The 15,972-nt window shown below is 70.1% G+C and carries 16 protein-coding genes and 1 pseudogene; 2 read left to right on the forward strand and 15 right to left on the reverse strand.

Annotated elements, in window-relative coordinates; genetic code table 11:
- The first annotated feature begins 120 nt into the window (after nt 1-120).
- Complete coding sequence (gene rpoH, locus GGR11_RS07515; protein WP_081836252.1) at nt 121-1,008, forward strand: RNA polymerase sigma factor RpoH; 888 nt, start codon at nt 121-123, stop codon at nt 1,006-1,008.
- Between the two features lie 47 nt (nt 1,009-1,055).
- Here rpoH and GGR11_RS07520 read toward each other — a convergent pair whose 3' ends face one another.
- The 8 genes from GGR11_RS07520 to GGR11_RS07555 form a co-directional block, all read right to left on the reverse strand.
- Nucleotides 1,056-1,859, reverse strand: coding sequence for a response regulator (locus tag GGR11_RS07520; protein WP_183196094.1), 804 nt, complete (start codon nt 1,857-1,859; stop codon nt 1,056-1,058).
- Nucleotides 1,860-1,934: 75 nt separating this feature from the next.
- Nucleotides 1,935-3,230, reverse strand: a complete 1,296-nt coding sequence (locus GGR11_RS07525; protein ID WP_183196095.1) for an adenylosuccinate synthase — start codon at nt 3,228-3,230, stop codon at nt 1,935-1,937.
- Between the two features lie 134 nt (nt 3,231-3,364).
- A complete protein-coding gene (locus GGR11_RS07530) occupies nt 3,365-4,522 on the reverse strand; it encodes a phosphoserine transaminase (RefSeq protein WP_183196096.1) in 1,158 nt (385 codons plus the stop codon).
- 45 nt (nt 4,523-4,567) lie between these two features.
- Nucleotides 4,568-5,488: a DnaJ C-terminal domain-containing protein gene (locus GGR11_RS07535; protein WP_183196097.1), complete on the reverse strand. Its 921-nt coding sequence runs from the start codon at nt 5,486-5,488 to the stop codon at nt 4,568-4,570.
- A gap of 89 nt (nt 5,489-5,577) precedes the next feature.
- A complete protein-coding gene (locus tag GGR11_RS07540; protein ID WP_183196098.1) occupies nt 5,578-9,306 on the reverse strand; it encodes a baseplate multidomain protein megatron in 3,729 nt (1,242 codons plus the stop codon).
- A gap of 168 nt (nt 9,307-9,474) precedes the next feature.
- Nucleotides 9,475-9,891: an NlpC/P60 family protein gene (locus tag GGR11_RS07545; RefSeq protein WP_183196099.1), complete on the reverse strand. Its 417-nt coding sequence runs from the start codon at nt 9,889-9,891 to the stop codon at nt 9,475-9,477.
- 110 nt (nt 9,892-10,001) lie between these two features.
- Entirely contained in the window at nt 10,002-10,628 is a 627-nt protein-coding gene (locus tag GGR11_RS07550) for a baseplate hub domain-containing protein (RefSeq protein ID WP_183196100.1), read from the reverse strand.
- 116 nt (nt 10,629-10,744) lie between these two features.
- Nucleotides 10,745-11,356, reverse strand: coding sequence for a DUF2460 domain-containing protein (locus GGR11_RS07555; RefSeq protein WP_183196101.1), 612 nt, complete (start codon nt 11,354-11,356; stop codon nt 10,745-10,747).
- A gap of 183 nt (nt 11,357-11,539) precedes the next feature.
- On the opposite strand from GGR11_RS07555, the gene GGR11_RS07560 reads away from it, so the two are divergent.
- Complete coding sequence (locus GGR11_RS07560) at nt 11,540-12,241, forward strand: DUF805 domain-containing protein (RefSeq protein ID WP_343051100.1); 702 nt, start codon at nt 11,540-11,542, stop codon at nt 12,239-12,241.
- 54 nt (nt 12,242-12,295) lie between these two features.
- Here the strand turns inward: GGR11_RS07560 and GGR11_RS07565 are convergent, their stop codons facing one another.
- The 7 genes and pseudogenes from GGR11_RS07565 to GGR11_RS07595 form a co-directional block, all read right to left on the reverse strand.
- Complete coding sequence (locus GGR11_RS07565; RefSeq protein ID WP_183196103.1) at nt 12,296-12,826, reverse strand: phage tail tape measure protein; 531 nt, start codon at nt 12,824-12,826, stop codon at nt 12,296-12,298.
- Nucleotides 12,816-13,016, reverse strand: a complete 201-nt coding sequence (locus GGR11_RS07570) for a phage tail assembly chaperone (protein ID WP_343051101.1) — start codon at nt 13,014-13,016, stop codon at nt 12,816-12,818. Before GGR11_RS07570 ends, GGR11_RS07565 begins: the two co-directional genes overlap by 11 nt.
- A complete protein-coding gene (locus tag GGR11_RS07575; protein ID WP_221205104.1) occupies nt 13,013-13,348 on the reverse strand; it encodes a GTA-gp10 family protein in 336 nt (111 codons plus the stop codon). Before GGR11_RS07575 ends, GGR11_RS07570 begins: the two co-directional genes overlap by 4 nt.
- A pseudogene (locus GGR11_RS07580) lies at nt 13,345-13,512 on the reverse strand (phage tail tube protein); the annotation flags it as partial. The pseudogene GGR11_RS07580 and the gene GGR11_RS07575, both read right to left, overlap by 4 nt.
- Nucleotides 13,513-13,813: 301 nt before the next feature.
- Nucleotides 13,814-14,983, reverse strand: coding sequence for a DNA-packaging protein (locus GGR11_RS07585; RefSeq protein ID WP_343051102.1), 1,170 nt, complete (start codon nt 14,981-14,983; stop codon nt 13,814-13,816).
- Nucleotides 14,955-15,365: a hypothetical protein gene (locus tag GGR11_RS07590; protein ID WP_183196104.1), complete on the reverse strand. Its 411-nt coding sequence runs from the start codon at nt 15,363-15,365 to the stop codon at nt 14,955-14,957. Before GGR11_RS07590 ends, GGR11_RS07585 begins: the two co-directional genes overlap by 29 nt.
- 124 nt (nt 15,366-15,489) lie before the next feature.
- Nucleotides 15,490-15,963, reverse strand: a complete 474-nt coding sequence (locus GGR11_RS07595; protein ID WP_183196105.1) for a YcgN family cysteine cluster protein — start codon at nt 15,961-15,963, stop codon at nt 15,490-15,492.
- Nucleotides 15,964-15,972: the final 9 nt, after the last annotated feature.

The raw sequence follows: 15,972 nt of genomic DNA on the forward strand, positions 1-15,972 counted from the left end.
CCCCCCGCCTCTAAAAACGGCGGCAACCCATCGCTACTTCATCGGTTGAGGGGTGAGACGTCGGCGCACATGGTGGCCGGTGTCGAAGCGCCCGCTCGTTTTGACGGTCGGAGGGACCATATGGCTGCCAATAGTACGCTCGCGGTGATGTCGCCTGAACAAGGCCTGTCGCGTTATCTGACCGAAATCCGCAAATTCCCGATGCTGACCAAGGACGAGGAGTTCATGCTCGCCAAGCGTTGGTCGGAACACCAGGATCCCGAAGCCGCCCATCGTCTCGTGACCTCCCACCTTCGTCTCGTGGCCAAGATCGCCATGGGGTATCGCGGCTACGGCCTGCCGATCGGCGAAGTGATTTCCGAGGGCAATGTCGGCCTGATGCAGGCCGTCAAGAAATTCGATCCCGACAAGGGCTTCCGCCTGGCCACCTACGCCATGTGGTGGATCCGCGCCTCGATCCAGGAATATATCCTGCGCAGCTGGTCGCTGGTGAAGATGGGCACCACCGCCGCCCAGAAGAAGCTGTTCTTCAACCTGCGCAAGGCCAAGAGCCAGATCTCGGCCTTTGAGGAAGGCGACCTGCACCCCGAACACCTCGCCGCCATCGCCACCAAACTGGGCGTCAGCGAGGAAGAGGTCACCAATATGAACCGCCGCCTCGGCGGCGACGCCTCGCTGAACGCGCCCCTGCGCGCCGACGGCGAGAGCGAATGGCAGGACTGGCTGGCCGACGACACGGCCGTGTCCCAGGAAACCCAGCTCGCCGACGACGAGGAAAAGGGCATCCGCATGAGCCTCCTGCAAGAGGCCATGGAGGAGCTGACGGATCGCGAGAAACACATTCTCACGGAACGCCGCCTCAAGGACGATCCGGTAACCCTGGAAGAACTGGCCGGTCAGTACGGCGTCTCGCGCGAACGCGTGCGTCAGATCGAGGTCCGCGCCTTCGAGAAGCTGCAGAAAGCCATGCGCGCAGCGGCGGAGGAACGGAATCTGGTCGACGCCTGACCCGGCTTTCGCGCCTCCCGCTCAAGGGGCGGGGGGCGCGATGTCGTTCAGGACGCGCGCGCCATCTGCGCCGGCGCCGGCTGGACCAGGGCCATGATCGCGCCGATGGGCTGGGCCAGACCGCCCTTGGTGACGGCGCCGGCGCCCATAAAGGCTTCCAGCCCGCCGGCCGCGATCGCCAGCTTGGCGTCGCCGGTCTTGACCGCGACGGATTTCAACGTCTGAGCCTGTTGACGAATGGCGCGCGTGGCTTGCGCCGGATCCTGATCAAACTGGCTCATCGCGGCCACCAGGATGCGCAACGCCTGGTCCTTGACGTCGACAGGCCCGTCTGTCGAGCCGTCGGCCCGGCGCTTGCGCGCGCCTGAATATTCGCCCGAGTTGAACCGGCGCCGGTCAGGCCCGACATAGCCGACCGCCTCGACCCAGGGTCGCGGTTTCAGCGCGACATTCTCGACCCGTTTGAACAGGTCGCCGGTCGTATAGGGTTTGCGCAGAAACTCATGCACCCCGGCGTCGCGCGCGCCCTTGATGGCGGCGGCGGTCGCCTCGCCCGTCACCATGATGACCGGCGCCATACGGCAGCCCATCGACGACCGGCGCACGCGTCGGGTCAGGGTTTCCCCATTCAAGGTCTCGCCCGAACGTTCAGTGAAGATGACGCCCGGCTCGACGTCGCGCACCAGCTCCAGCGCCCGTTCTTCATCGCCCTCGGTATAGACCTCGCGCGCGCCCAGGCCCTTCATGATGTCGGACAGCAATCGCGCCGACGCCGCGTTCGGTTCGACGATCACGATCCGCCGCACAGCGGGTTCGAGACGGCTCAGGGTTCTGGCGTCGGCGGTGAACAAGGGCTTCTGCTCCGGCTTCACCCAAAGCCATACAGCAGGCTGGTTAAGGCCCGTTGAATCGACAGCCCCTTCGCGTCAGCCCTGGAAGGGATCCCGCATCAGAATCGTGTCGTCCCGTTCGGGGCTGGTCGACAGCAGGGCCACCGGCGCGCCGATCAGCTCCTCGATCCGACGCACATATTTGATGGCGTTGGCGTTGATGTCCTTGAAGCTGCGAACGCCGGCGGTGCTTTCGCTCCAGCCTTCCAGTTCTTCAAACACCGGTTCAGCCGCCGCCTGGGCCTTCAGGCTGGACGGCAGATAGTCCAGAACTTCGCCATCGACCTTGTAGCCGACGCAGATCTTCAGCGTCTTCAACCCGTCCAGCACGTCCAGCTTGGTCAGGGCGATGCCGTCGATGCCGTTGATCGCCACCGACTGACGCACCAGAACGGCGTCGAACCAGCCGCAGCGCCGCGCCCGCCCGGTATTCACCCCCACCTCGCGACCCACGGTCGCCAGATGTTGTCCGACCTCGTCGTCCAGTTCGCAGGCGAACGGGCCTTCGCCGACGCGGGTCGTATAGGCCTTCACGATGCCCAGCACATAGCCGACGCCGCGCGGCCCGACGCCCGACCCCGCCGCCGCCTGTCCGGCCACGGTGTTGGAGCTGGTCACATAGGGATAGGTGCCGTGATCGACGTCCAGGAAGGCGCCTTGGGCCCCCTCGAACAGCACCCGCTTGCCGTCCTTCTGCGCCTGGTCCAGCACCCGCCAGGCCGGCTTCACATAGGGCAGGATCTTGGGCGCGATCTCCAGCAGCGAGGCCAGCAGCGCCTCCGGGTCGATCGGCTCCAGCCCCAGGCCCGCCCGCAGCGGGTCATGGTGCGAGCGCAGACGCTCGATCTTGACCTTCAGGTCGTCTTCATTGGCCAGGTCGCACACCCGGATGGCCCGCCGACCGACCTTGTCCTCATAGGCCGGGCCGATGCCGCGCCCGGTCGTGCCGATCTTGGCCCCCGGCGCGCTGGCCGCCGCCTCGCGCGCCACGTCCAGCGCGGGATGGATCGGCAGGATCAGACAGGCGTTGTCGGCGATGGTCAGGATGTCGGGGCTGATGGCCACGCCCTGGACCTCGATCTTCTCGATCTCACCCACCAGGTGCCAGGGGTCCACGACCACGCCGTTGCCGATGATCGACGGCTTGCCCTGCACCACGCCGCTGGGCAGCAGGGCCAGCTTGTAGACCTTGCCGTCCACGACCAGCGTATGGCCCGCATTGTGACCGCCCTGGAACCGCACGACCATGTCGGCGCGGTTGGACAGCCAGTCCACGATCTTGCCCTTGCCCTCGTCGCCCCACTGGGCGCCGACCACCGCTACGTTCGCCAAAGTCCGTACTCCGCCTTAGCGTTCTCCTCGGAGACCGCGTCAAAACCAGCTGGCGCCGCGTCATCGCGACGATCTGAATGCGGGCGCAGCCTATAGCGAGGGAATCATCCGATGTCGTCCCGAACCGTCGTATTTTACGACAGTTCCCCCACCGCCGTCTCGAACGCCCACTCCAGCCACGGCGTCGCATCGATCACGTCTGCGACCTCGACCGTGCAACCGCACCACAGCCTCAGTCCTGGCGGCGCATTCCGGTGCGGCTCCATGTCGAACACGGCCGCCTCGCCTTCCAGCAGGGCTTTGAACCGCACAACGAAAGCCTTCTGCCCAGCACCGTCCAGGGCCGCGATGCGCGGGTCGGTGAACTTCAGACAGACCGAGGTGGTCGAGCGGATCTCGGGCCGTTCGGGCAGGAAATCGATCCAGCCGGTCCGCGCCACCCATTCGGCCAGGGCGGCATAGTTCGCGTCCGTCCGCCGGATCAGTTCGCTCGAGCCGCCGATCCCTTGCGCCCACTCCAGAGCGTCGATCCAGTCCTCGATGGTCAGGATCGAGAAGGTGTTGATCACCACCCCCTGCCCCAGGGCCCGGTCGAACCCCTTGCCGTCCGTCAGCCGCAGCAGTTTGGGAATGGCCCGATCCGGCCGATACGTGTCCAGCCGCGCCACCGCGCGCGGCGACAGGGCCATCACGCCGATGCCCGCCTCCCCGCCCAGCGCCTTCTGGAAGCTGAAGGTCACGACATCCAGCTTGTCCCACGGCAGGGGCATGGCGAAGGCGGCCGAGGTGGCGTCGCAGACGGCCAGCCCCTCGCGATCGTCGGCGATCCAGTCGGCGTCCGGCACCCGCACGCCCGAGGTCGTGCCGTTCCACGGAAACACCACATCCTTGGACCAGTCGGCCTGGCTCAGGTCCGGCAGTTCGCCCCAGGGCGCTGTCAGCGCCTCCGGCTCCAGCCCCAGATGATCCTTCACGTCCGCCAGCCAGGTCAGGCCGAAATTCTCGAACGCCACCACCTGCACCGGTCGCGCGCCCAGCATCCCCCAAAGGGCCGCCTCGACCGCCCCGGTGTCGGACCCGGGCGTATAGACCAGCACATGGCTCTCAGGGACTTCCAGCACGGCCCGCGTCAGCCTCAGGCCATGAGCGAACCGCTCCACCACCTCCGGCGCGCGAATGCCGCGCCCGAGCAGATCCTGCGGCAGGCCCGCCAGACTATAGCCGGGCCGTTTGGCCGTCGGACCGGCCGAAAACCACGGCCGCGCCGGCTTCACATCAGGCTTTGCGATCATGGCTCTCCCCTTGCGCGACCGCGCTTCATGCGGCTTGTGCGCGGCTCAACGCCCCGGCGTATACGGCCGCTTGGCGCGCCAGTCTTCGGCGAATTTAGTCAGGGCCGCGTCCGGCTCGTCCGGCAGGGTCACGACCAGCCGCGCCAGCAGATCCCCGCGCCGCCCCTGGGCGAAGGCCCCGCGCCCCTTCAGCCGCAGCAGCTTGCCCGAGTTGGAGCCGGCCGGAATCGTCATCTGCACCGCGCCCTCGGGCGTCGGCACACGCACCTTGGCGCCCAGCACCGCATCGGGCACCGACACCGGCAGGTCCATGGTCAGGTCCGCCCCGTCGCGTTTGTAGATCGGATGCGGCTCGATCTTCAGCTCAATCAGGGCGTCGCCGTTCTCGGCCCCGCGTCCCGGCGCGCCCTGTCCGCGCAACCGGATGGTCTGGCCGTCCGCTGCTCCCTTGGGAATGGTCACGTCCAGGGTCCGGCCGTCCGAGAACTGGATCCGCTTGGTCGCTCCGGCGATGGCGTCTTCCAGACTGATGTCCAGCGTCGCCTTCACGTCCTGGCCGCGCGCGGTGAAGTCCCGCGCCCCGCGCTGACGTCCGCCCCCGCCGAACATGCCGAACAGGTCGTCCAGATCGACGCCCTCGAAATTGGCCCGGCCGCCCGGCCCGCCGCCGAACCCGCCGCCCGCGCCTCCGAACGGGCTCCCGCCCGGCCGCGCCCCGCCGCTGAAGCCGCGATATTGCTCGTTGCCGTCGTTATCCAACTGGCCGGCGTCAAACTTGGCGCGTTTCTCGGCGTCGCCCAGAATGTCGAAGGCCGCCGTCACTCGTTTGAACTTGTCCTCGGTGATCTTGTCGCCGGGGTTCTTGTCGGGGTGCAGTTCCTTGGCCAGCTTGCGAAACGCCTTCTTGATCTCCTCCGCGCTCGCGCCCTTGGAAACGCCCAGTTCCTTATAGGGATCGCCTGCCACCTGCGTTGCCGCTCCAACTCAAAAAACCAAGAGGCTGTCAGTTAAGCCATGCCCCCGCCCCCGCAAAGGGCCGGACTCGGCATATTTGCTCAGATCAACCCGATTTCCGCCTCCACGCCCCAGCCGAACGCCTCGCCCCACTGCGCCACGCCGATCCGCGCCGTCGGGGGCACGCCGCCCGGAAAGTCCGCCGTCCGCTCGGCGGCGGAATACAGAATCATCGTCCCCTCGACCTCCATCGTCCGTCGCACCGCTCCGGCGTCCCTCACCCGCAGCCGGAACCGCATCGGATCGGCCGCCGCGGGCTCCCCGTCCCAGCCGTCGCCATACAGGCGCACGCGCGGCGTCCACCGCACCGTCACCCCCTCGCCCCCGGCCTCGGCGACCAACCCCGCCGGCGACCACGGCCGGGCGTACAGCCCTTGCAAGGTGAAGCCGACCTCGCGGAACCCCGCCTCGCCCGGCGGCGCCCCCGCCGGTCCGATACGACAGATCAGCGGCAGGCCCCGTTCGTTGCGCCCGATCTCCGCCCGCGCCAGCCGGTCGTCCAGAAACACCACCACCGATCCCGTTGCAGCCCCGGCCTGCATCTCGACCTCGGTGCCCTGCTGTCCGCGCAGCAAGCCTGTCAGCCGCCAGGTCTCCGCCCCGACCAGGGTCGCCGATCGATATTGCACCACCTCCCAACCCGCCGCCGTCTCGACCGCCAGGGCGTTGGCCCCGCCCAGCACCGCCAGCGCCGAGGCGCTCTGCGGCGCCGCTCCCTCGATCCGGACCGTCAGGGCCTGAACCTCGTCCCAGCGATGCCGAACCCCCGGCCCAAGCACCTCGACCAGCACCCCGACCGTCGCCGCCGTCTCCATGTCGCCCCGCGTCGTCAGGGTCTCCGCCCCGGCCCCGGCATGCAGCCGCATCGCCCGCCACGGCTCACCCGCCGCCGCCACGACCGGCCGCCCGTCGTCCTCGCCGCCCATCAAGGGCGGCAGGTCCATCACCCGCACAAAGGGCGCCCCGACCACGGCCGGCGCCTCGCCGCCGCGCCCGCCGCCCTGATCCTCATAGGTCCGCCGGACCCCGACCGGCTCCAGCACCGCCGACGGCGTCTCGTCCGCCGTCGTCCGCGTCACCCGCCAATCCCCGTCGCGGCCGTCCAGCCGCACCACATCCCCCGGCTCCAGCCGCAGGGCCTCCAGCGGCCCCAGCGCCAGGCTCATCGTCTCCGCCCCCGCCCCGTCCAGCGCCCGCTCCGCCGCCGCCCGCGCCAGGCCGCCGCCACACGCCAGCGGCAGATCCAGATCCACCCCGCCGCCGGTCGCCGCCTCAGGGTCCTCGGCCCGCACGACCACCGCCCCGGTCTGATAATCGGCCGTCTCGTCGATGAACCGCACCCGCGCCTCGCCGGGTCGCGGCTCCAGCGCGCGCGTCGCCGTCTCCGCCGCCCCCTGATCCGGCAGGGCCAGGGCCTCGCGCGCCAGATCGACGCAGATCGCCGTCCGCCCCAGCACCGCCACCCGCCCGTCCCGTTCAGCCGCCACCGCATCGAACGCCGCCAGCAGCGGCTCCAGCGCATCGCGCGTCCGCATCGGCCGGTCGATGACATAGCCGGCCGCCGCCCCCTCCACGCCCTCCACCGCCATCTCCTCCGCCGCCAGACCGCCCCGCGCCAGCACCGCCGCGATCAGGTCCCGCCCGTCCCCCGCCAGGCGTCCGTTCAGCCAGTGCCCGGCCCGCCACGCCCCTGCATCCGCCCAGACGTCCCCCCGCGCCGGAAAGGCCGGATAGGGACGCGCGTCCCAGCACCAGGCGTCCGCCCCCTCCAGCATCGGCCCGCCATAAACCGCCGACACTGGATTGTTCTCAGCCGCCGCATAATGCCCCAGCGCCGCCTCCAGCGCGCCTCGCTGCACCGCGTCGTCGCGCGCGCCGGTCGATCCCGGCGGCAGACGGCTTTCGCTGCTCTTGGGGTCCTGAAACAGGTTCGGCGCATTGCCGCCCCGGTCCACCGCTGCACAGCCGAACTCCGACAGCCGCACCGGTTTCATCCCCGGAACCCAGGCCGTCGGCGTCGCGCTCCGCACCCCGCCCGGCCGGTCATGATGAAGGTTCGACCACCAGCCTTTCAGATCCTTGGGCCGGAACAGCCAGTCCTCGCCATGCGCCGTATCGACGATGGGCGTCCGCATCTGCGCCGCCCGATCCGCCTCATCCGCATAGTACCAGTCGAACCCTTCGCCGCCCGCGACGCCCGCCGCCAGATAGTTCGGGTCCGCCGCCCCATCGAACGCCGCCGCGTCTGCCCCGCCGTCTCCCTCGCGCCAGTCGGTCAGCGGCGGATACCAGTCGATGGACACATGATCGATATTCGTATCGGCCCACAGCGGGTCCAGATGGAACACCACCTCCCCGCCCGTCTGCCGCCCGAAATATTCGCTCCAGTCGGCCGCATAGGACAGTTTCACCCCCGGCCCGACCACCGCCCGACATTCCCCCGCCAGCGCCCGGAATTGCTCGACCGCCGGAAAGCCCCCGGCCGCATCCCGCGTCCAGGTCACCCCCCGCATCTCCGACCCGATCAACAGGCCGTCCGCCCCCTCCTCGGCCGCCAGCGCCGCATAGTGCAGCGCCATCCGCCGCAGCCCCCAATCCTCGGCTCCGCCGAACAGGGCCGCGATCTCCGCCGTCGCCCCCGCCCCATCCACGCCCGCCACCCGTCCGCGCCACGGATAGCCGGGGCAGTCCATGAAGACGAACGGATACAGCGTCACCTCCAGCCCCCGCGCCTTCAGCTCGCGGATCGCCTGCCGCACGCTCTCGTCCGACGGCGTCCCGCCATAGGCCGGGGCAGATCCTCCCCCGCTGGGGGAGGTGTCGGCAGAGCCGACGGAGGGGGCCCGACTGACCTCATAAGCTTCGCCGCGTTCGACGCCCGCCACCGACCAATCCATCGGCTCGGTCGGCTTGTCGCGCCGCTCCACCCCCGGCCGCACCCGGCAATGTCCCGCCCTCAGATCATCCCCGAACCAGCCCACCACCAGACTGACCCGTTTCAGGTTCGGCAGTTGCGCCTGCAGCTGATCCAGCGACACGACCAGATCCGCCCGGCCCTCGCCGTTGTGCACATTCTCCGCCGCCGTCCGCGTCAGCCCCTCGCGCCGCACCACTGCCTCGGTCGCCAGGGCGAACTCCCCCGCACCGGGGATCAGGCACACGCCTTCCAGCAGGTCCTCCAGCCGCGCCCGTTCCCCGCGCGGTCGCCGGAACACCTCGAAACTCAGCTGCGGAACCCGGTCCCCGAACGGCCCCAGCGGCAAGTCCTCGAACACCACATAGGCCGTGCCGCGATAGGCCGGCGCTTCCCCCTCCACCGCCTCGATCAGCGGATCCGGCGTCTGCGCTTCGCCCCCGCGATACACCCGCATCGCCACGCCGCTCAGGTCCATCAGCCGCCCGTCGGCCCAGACCCGGCCGATCCCGTCGATCTCCCCCTCGCACAGGGCCACGGCGAAGCTCAGCGAATAGACATAGTCGACCGTCTTCGGCCCGCCCTTTCCAGCCCGCCCCTTGGCCTTGCCCTCCAGGAACCGCGCCGCCCAGATCACCTGACCCGTCACCCGCGCCCGCCCGAACACACAGGCCATCGGCGCCCCTTCCGCCGTCCCCTGCACCTTCAGGGTCTCCAGCCTCGGCCCGACCTGCCGCGCCGGCGACAGCGACCCAACCACCCGATTGTCGATCGCCCGCCCGATCGTCGCCCCGATCACCCGTCCGACCGGCCCCCCGACCGACTGCCCCACCGCGCTCAGTACGACTTGCGCCATCTACGCCTCCTCAAATCGTCTCCCTCCCCCGCGGGGGAGGGGGGCCGCGCAGCGGCCGGGTGGGGGCGGCCCGGCAAGGCCGCACGGACCGAGCGTGTATCGCCTTGCCCGCCCCACCCGGTCTCTCCTACGGCTCGCCCTGCCCTCCCCGGTCGGGGAGGGAGATATTCAATCCGGAAACCGGAACACCGCCGCCAAACGCCTACGCCACCACATCCCCATCCAGCTCTCCACCACCGCCCGTCCCCAATAGGCGTGGATCATCCTCGGCTCCGGCCCGCCGCAGTCGCTCAGGATGGCGCAGTGTTTCACCGCCGCACCCGCCGACATCCGGAACAGCAGCACGTCCCCCGCCCGCATCGCCTCGACCGGCACGGGCCTCAGCCACCGCCCCGCCGCCTCCAGCAAGGTCTCGCGCCCGCCGGTCTCGGCCCAGTCCGGCGAATAGGCCGGCAGGCCCTCCGGCTCATCCCCCACCACCTCGCGCCACACCCCGCGCACCAGCCCCAGACAATCCGCCCCCACGCCCTTCATGCTGGCCTGATGCCGATACGGCGTCCCCAGCCAGGCCCGCGCAACAACCACCGCCGCCGCACGCGCCTCTCCCTCCCCCTGCGGGGGAGGGGGGGCGAGCCGGAGGCGAGACCGGGTGGGAAGGGCCAGGCGACCCGCATCCGCTGCCCCTGCCGCCCCCCTCACCGCCGGCTCCCGCCGTCGTTCCGCGCGCTCCCCGCCGGATAGGCCGTCAGGAAGTCATCTCCCGGCACGTCCGCGAACCCCCGGAAATTCACCCCATTCCCGAACGTGCCGACACAGGTCTCCCACTGCTTGTCACAGCGCCGCCCCGCCGCCGCGACCCCGCAGCGTTCATCCCCCAGCCGCGCGTCGCACATCCGGCCATAGGTCCGCCCGACCACCCGCTCCAGCTTCGCCAGCGGCCCTTCCAGATCGGCCAGGAACCGCCCCTCCTCGCGCCGCATCCGCGCCAGGGTCCCGGCCCACAGCCGAACCTTCAGCCCCGGCTCCGACCAGTCCACCCGCCACAGCTCGACCTTCGCTCCGTCGAACAGCCCCGCCGCCACATCCGCCTCGGTGATCGCCGCGTCATCCAGCGCGCCCGCCGCCGAAACAGCGCCCGCCGCCAGACCCACGGCGGTCCAGCCGCTTCCGGCCCGACAGACCAATCCGTCCACCGCCAGGTCGCGGTCGTGATCGGTGAACCCCGTCACCACCCCGTCGGCCCGCTCCAGCCGCCAAACATGACACAGCGTCGCCGCCCCGCGCTCGATGCGGGCGGCCATTTCGTCCGGTATGTCTCTCATCGTCACCTCTGTCGTGAGGGCGTGACTCGTGACTCGTGAATCGTGAGCGGCGACTTCCCCGAGGCCCGCCGCCGCACCCTCGCGGCTCACGATTCACCAGTCACCATTCACCCGCTTCAGACCCGCACCTCGACCAGCGGAACCGCCGCCATCCGACCGGCGTCGAAACTCTCCAGCGTCGTCTCGATCCGGTCCGCATCGAACCGCACCGGCGTGTCGAACTGAAAGCCCGCCGTCACCGGCGCGCCCGCCGCCGGCGCGCCGGCCAGCCTCACCGTCCCCGTCGCCGCATCGACGACGAAGCCTGAGATCTCCACGCCCCCGACCGACACCCGCACAGATTCCTCGACCGGCTTGGCGATGGGTCGCGCCACATCGCCGTACAGTTTCACCAGCGCGAACGCCGTCCGCACCCCGTCGCCGACGCCCAGCGCCTGATCCCCGGCCGAAACCGTCCCGCTGGGCGCGCACGACTTGAAGTCGGCGAAGTCCTTGAACCGGAACCCGTACAGCCGCCCCCGCCGCGCTTCGAAGAAGGCGATCAGCGCCGCCATATCGTCCAGCGACCTCAGGTTCGCCCCGATCAGATACCGCCGCCGCCCCAGGGCCCACGGCGTGGACCGTCGCTCGAACCCCGACCCCAGAGTGGTGATCTCCGTCCTCCGCTCGACCCCGCCGGTCGAACCGAACGCCAGCCGCGCGGGCAGGCGCACCTCATGAAAGGCCATCCGCATCTTCCTCCTGCTCAGAAACGGGCGGCCTATTCGCCCACAGTCTTGTTCGCCCCGGCCGCGCATTGCGGCGGAAATCGGGGAACCAGTCGCCAGCTTGGCCTTTACCGATTGCTCGAGCGGCGAAGCTCGGCGATGTTGACCCCGCGCCAAGCTTCGGCGCCAAACATGGAGATCCAGGTGCGCGGCGAAATTCTCAGCTACGACGGCACGACCCAATCCGGCCTGATCAGCGGCGACGACGGCGCCCGCTACAACTTCACGGCCGCCGCGCTTCAGTCGCCGGCCGTTCCCGCCGCCGGCCTCCGCGTCGATTTCGTGCCCGAGGCCGACGCCGCCACCCAGATCCTGATCCTGGCCGGCGCCCCCTCGACCGTCGGCGTCGCCGGCGGCCTGTCCGCCCCGACCGCGACCGGCGCGGGCTTCGACTTCACCAGCGCCATGTTTTCCTTCAACGGTCGGCTCCGCCGCTCGCATTTCTGGATCGGCTTCCTGATCATCTTCGGCGCCAGCCTCGTGCTGGGCTGGATTCCTTTCCTGGGCGGACTGATCTCCATCGCCCTGATCTGGCCGAACCTGGCCATCTCCGTGAAACGCCTGCATGACATGGGCAAGAGCGGCTGGCTGATCGCCATCCCCTTCGGCGTCAACATCATCCTGACGTTCATCGCCTTTGGCATCATGATCAGCAATGTCATCGCCAACGGCGGAACGGCCGACTATTACGAAGACAATCCTGAGGCCGCCCTGGCCGTTATGGGCCCGGCCATTGGCCTGATCGGTCTCGCCGGCCTGGTCAGCCTGGGCTTCCTACTCTGGATCGGCCTGGTCGACAGCCAGAAGGGCGAGAACCGCTTCGGCCCGAACCCCAAGGGCGAATAAGCCTCATCGCCTAAATGACTTCCGCGCCGCCCCGTCCGCGACGGGGCGGCGTTTCTACATCCGCCGCGCCCCCAGGCTGACCGCCCGCGCCAGCATCTGGGCGATCTGGGCCTCGGACCGCAGCAGGGCCGGCGCCCCGCCGTCCACCGCCACATTGACCGTCACCCCGCCCGCTGACACCGGCCCGACCTCGCCGCCCGTCGCCGGCCGGAACACCTCCGGCCCGCGCTCCCCGACCAGATAGGCTGCACCGCCCACCACCGGTCCCCCATCGGCCCGCGCCCCGCCGAAACTGCTCATCGCCGCCTGGATCGCCGTGCTCAGTCCGCCGCCCGATCCACCCGATCCCGCCGCCGCATTGATCGCGTTCAGCACCGCCTTCGCCAGTTCCGACAGCGACACCTCCCCGTCCGCCGCCGCCCGCGCCAGCGACCGGGTCAGACTGTCGCCCGCCCGGCCGAACGCCGCCTCTATCGCATTGGCTGCATCCTCCGCCGGCCCCTTCAGCGCCTCCAGCGCCGCCCCCGCCTCGGCGGCCCTCAGCGGCACATCGTCGATCCCGCTCCGCCCGAACTCATCCGCCATCCGGCCAGTCCTCCATCAGTTTCGCCAGCCCCGCCCGTCCCATCGGCGCCGTCCCGCGCGGCGCCTCCGTCAGCATCCGCCATTCCTTCAGCGACAGCCGCCAGAAGGCTTCGGGCGTCACCCCCATCCGCACCGCCGCCCGCAGCATCTCGCCCCACGGGGTCAATTGGGGCGTCTGTTCCGCCGTCACCGCGCCGCCGCCTCGAAGGCCGCCGCCACCGCCCGCGCCGCCTCGCGCGGTTCGACCCCGGCCACATCCAAGGTCTCCCCGCCCCCGCGCAGCACCGCCGCCAGCACCACCATCAGGTCCCGCGCCGACAAAGCCTTCATCCGCTCCGCCGCCGCCGCCAGCCCTTCGACCGCCAACCCGGTCTCGATCTCCGCCAACGCGCCCAGCGTCAGACACACCCGACGACGCACCCCGCCCAGCACCACCCCCGCCTCGCCGCGCGCACCAATCTCCCCCCCTTGGGGGGAGAGGGCCGCCCCGCGGCCCGAGGGGGGCCAGTCCCCGCCGCTCATGTCGCCGAAAACCCGATCTCTCCGGCGCTCGCCAGGCTCAGCGCAAAGGTCGCCTCCCCCTCGTGCTCGCCGGCGTACTCTAGCGCCGCCACCAGGAACGGCCCCTCCAGCACGCCGAAGTCCGGCACCACCATTGGCCGTCCACCGCGCCCGCCCCACACCCGACAGCAGCACCGCCGCCCGACTGGCCTTCTCTTCGGGCGCCCCCCGATTGGACGCACGCCCGCGCCCCGCCTGGCCGAACGGCCACCGGATCGAAACCATCGCACTCTCCCTGAAAAGCGGCGTCATGCCGACACACGCTGACTCTCCCTCCCTCTCGGGGGAGGGGGGGCGAGCCGGAGGCGAGACCGGGTGGGAAGGGCCGCGCACCGCATCCCCCACGCCATCCCATCGTCCCCTGCCGCTCCCGCCCGGCGGCTTCGCCGCCCCCCTCCCCCGCAGGGGGAGGGAGAAACCAAGGCCTCACAACCGCCGTATCCTCGGCCCCTCCGCCGCCTTCCCCAGCATCAGCTGCGACACCGCCCACACCAGGGCGTCAGCGCGGTCCGGGCTGGGCCCGCCCTCGCACCCCAGGGCCAGCATCTCCTCCTCCAGGGCCGGGAAGTCCCCGCAATGCACCACCCGCCCCTGCTCATACAGCAGGGCCACCGGCTCGGCCCGCGCGGCCTTGGACCGCGAGGCGTGCAGCAGTTCGACCGGGGCCGGACAGTCGGATTGTCTCAGGACGTTGCGCACCATCTCCCCGCCCTGGTTGGCCTCGGCCGCCACCTCCTGGGCGTCGAAATCCCGCGCCGCCCGACACACCGCCGCCGCCCAGCCGCCGGGCGACAGTCCCCGCACCGTCCGGTCGGCCAGGATGAAGGCCCGCCGGTCCTTGCGCCCCGCCACCACGATGCCGCAGGCGTCGCCGTGCGCGCTCGCCGGCGGATCGACCGCCACGATCACCCGGTCCAGCTCGGCCGGTCGGCTTCCGCGCGCCCGTTTCAGATCCTCGACCCCGAACAGGGCGCCCTCGCCTTCGACCACCTGTCCCTCCAACTCCTGCGCCGCCAGCCGGGTCCCGCCGTACACATCGGTCAGATGGGCCAGAAACCCCGGCGACAGATTCTCGGCGTTCAGGGCCGTGGCCGCCCGATCCACCCGTGTCCCCGCCTCGGCCATCAGCCGCCGCAGCGCCGGGATCGGCCGGGGCGTCGTCGTCACCGCCAGCTTGGGGGCCGCCCCCAGACGCAGGCCGAATCTCAGGTTCGACAGCACCGCCTCGGGCTTGCGCCAGGCGCAGAATTCGTCGGCCCAGGCGGCGTGGAATTGCGGCCCGCGCAGACTGTCCGGATCCTCGGCCGAAAAGGCGTAGGCGGCCGATCCGTTCTTCCACAGCAACCGCCGCCGCCCCGCCTCCCAGCGCGGCCGGTCGCCCGGTTCGGCCAGGGCCTTGATCCCCGATACGCCCTCGACCATCACCTCGCGCACATCATGCAGGGCGGGTCCGACCAACGCCAGATTGACCTTGGACTTGCGCGCCAGGGTGTCGATCCAGACCGACCCGGCGAAGGTCTTCCCCGATCCCCGCCCGCCCAGCAGCAGCCAGGTGGCCCAGCCGGGTTCAACCGGTTCGATCTGGTGACGGTTCACCAGGGCCTTGCGGGCCTCCCGTCTCAGGATGGCCCCCTCCAGCTTGTCGATCTCGCTTGCTCTCGATGATCGCTTCGATCCGATCGCAGTTAGCGGCCAACTCGCGTCGCAGTCGCTCGTCCTCTTCGGGGTCGTAGATCCGTCCACCCATCTCGTCCTCTTCGCTGTCTTCGGCCTCGACGCGCGGGCGGATCGCGTCCACCAGCTTGGCGGCGCGCGCGATCACCCCGGCGCGACGCGCCAGCTTTTCCGCCTCATCCAGGGTCTCGGGTTCCTCGCTGCAGATCATGTCGGTCGCACGCTCGACCGCCGTCTTCAGCCGTTCGAACAGGGACGCCAGCCAGCTGCCGCCCGTTCCGCTCTCTTCGCCTTTTCCCGCCATGCCCAAACCATAACGCACCAGCGTCCTCAGGCTGGAAACTCGCCCCGAGAAAAGCATAAGCCTTTGTATTTAAGCGATTTGGACCAGCGTCATTGTAACAGTTGACGTGTCGAACCCGACATCCCTACCCGCGTTCGACCGCCCACTCCGGCGCCTCGAAATCCAGCGCATCCTCCGGCTCGGCCAGCGACAGTTCCGAGATCGTTTGCCCCCGCACCGACACCCCGGCCTTATGCACCGTCTCCGGATCGCCCGAGACCAGCGGATGCCAGGCCGCCAGCGGCCGTCCCTCGTGCAGCCGGCGATAAGCGCAGGACTTGGGCATCCACGCCAGGCTCTGGATATTGTGCGGCGTCAGCTTGATGCAGTCCGGCACCTGGGCCTTGCGGTTCGCATAGTCGGCGCAGGAACAGGCGGCGGAATCGAACAGTTTGCAGTGGACCCGCGTCGGGATCACCGCGCCCGTATCCTCGTCCTCGAACCGGATCACGCAGCACAGGCCGCACCCGTCGCACAGGCCCTCCCACTCGGCCGTGGACATCTCGACCAGGGTCTTGGTTTCCCAATAGGGCTGAAGCGGGGACGGAACGGGGATCATGGGACGGCG

It is taken from the genome of Brevundimonas mediterranea (assembly GCF_014196125.1).
GTDB lineage: Bacteria > Pseudomonadota > Alphaproteobacteria > Caulobacterales > Caulobacteraceae > Brevundimonas > Brevundimonas mediterranea.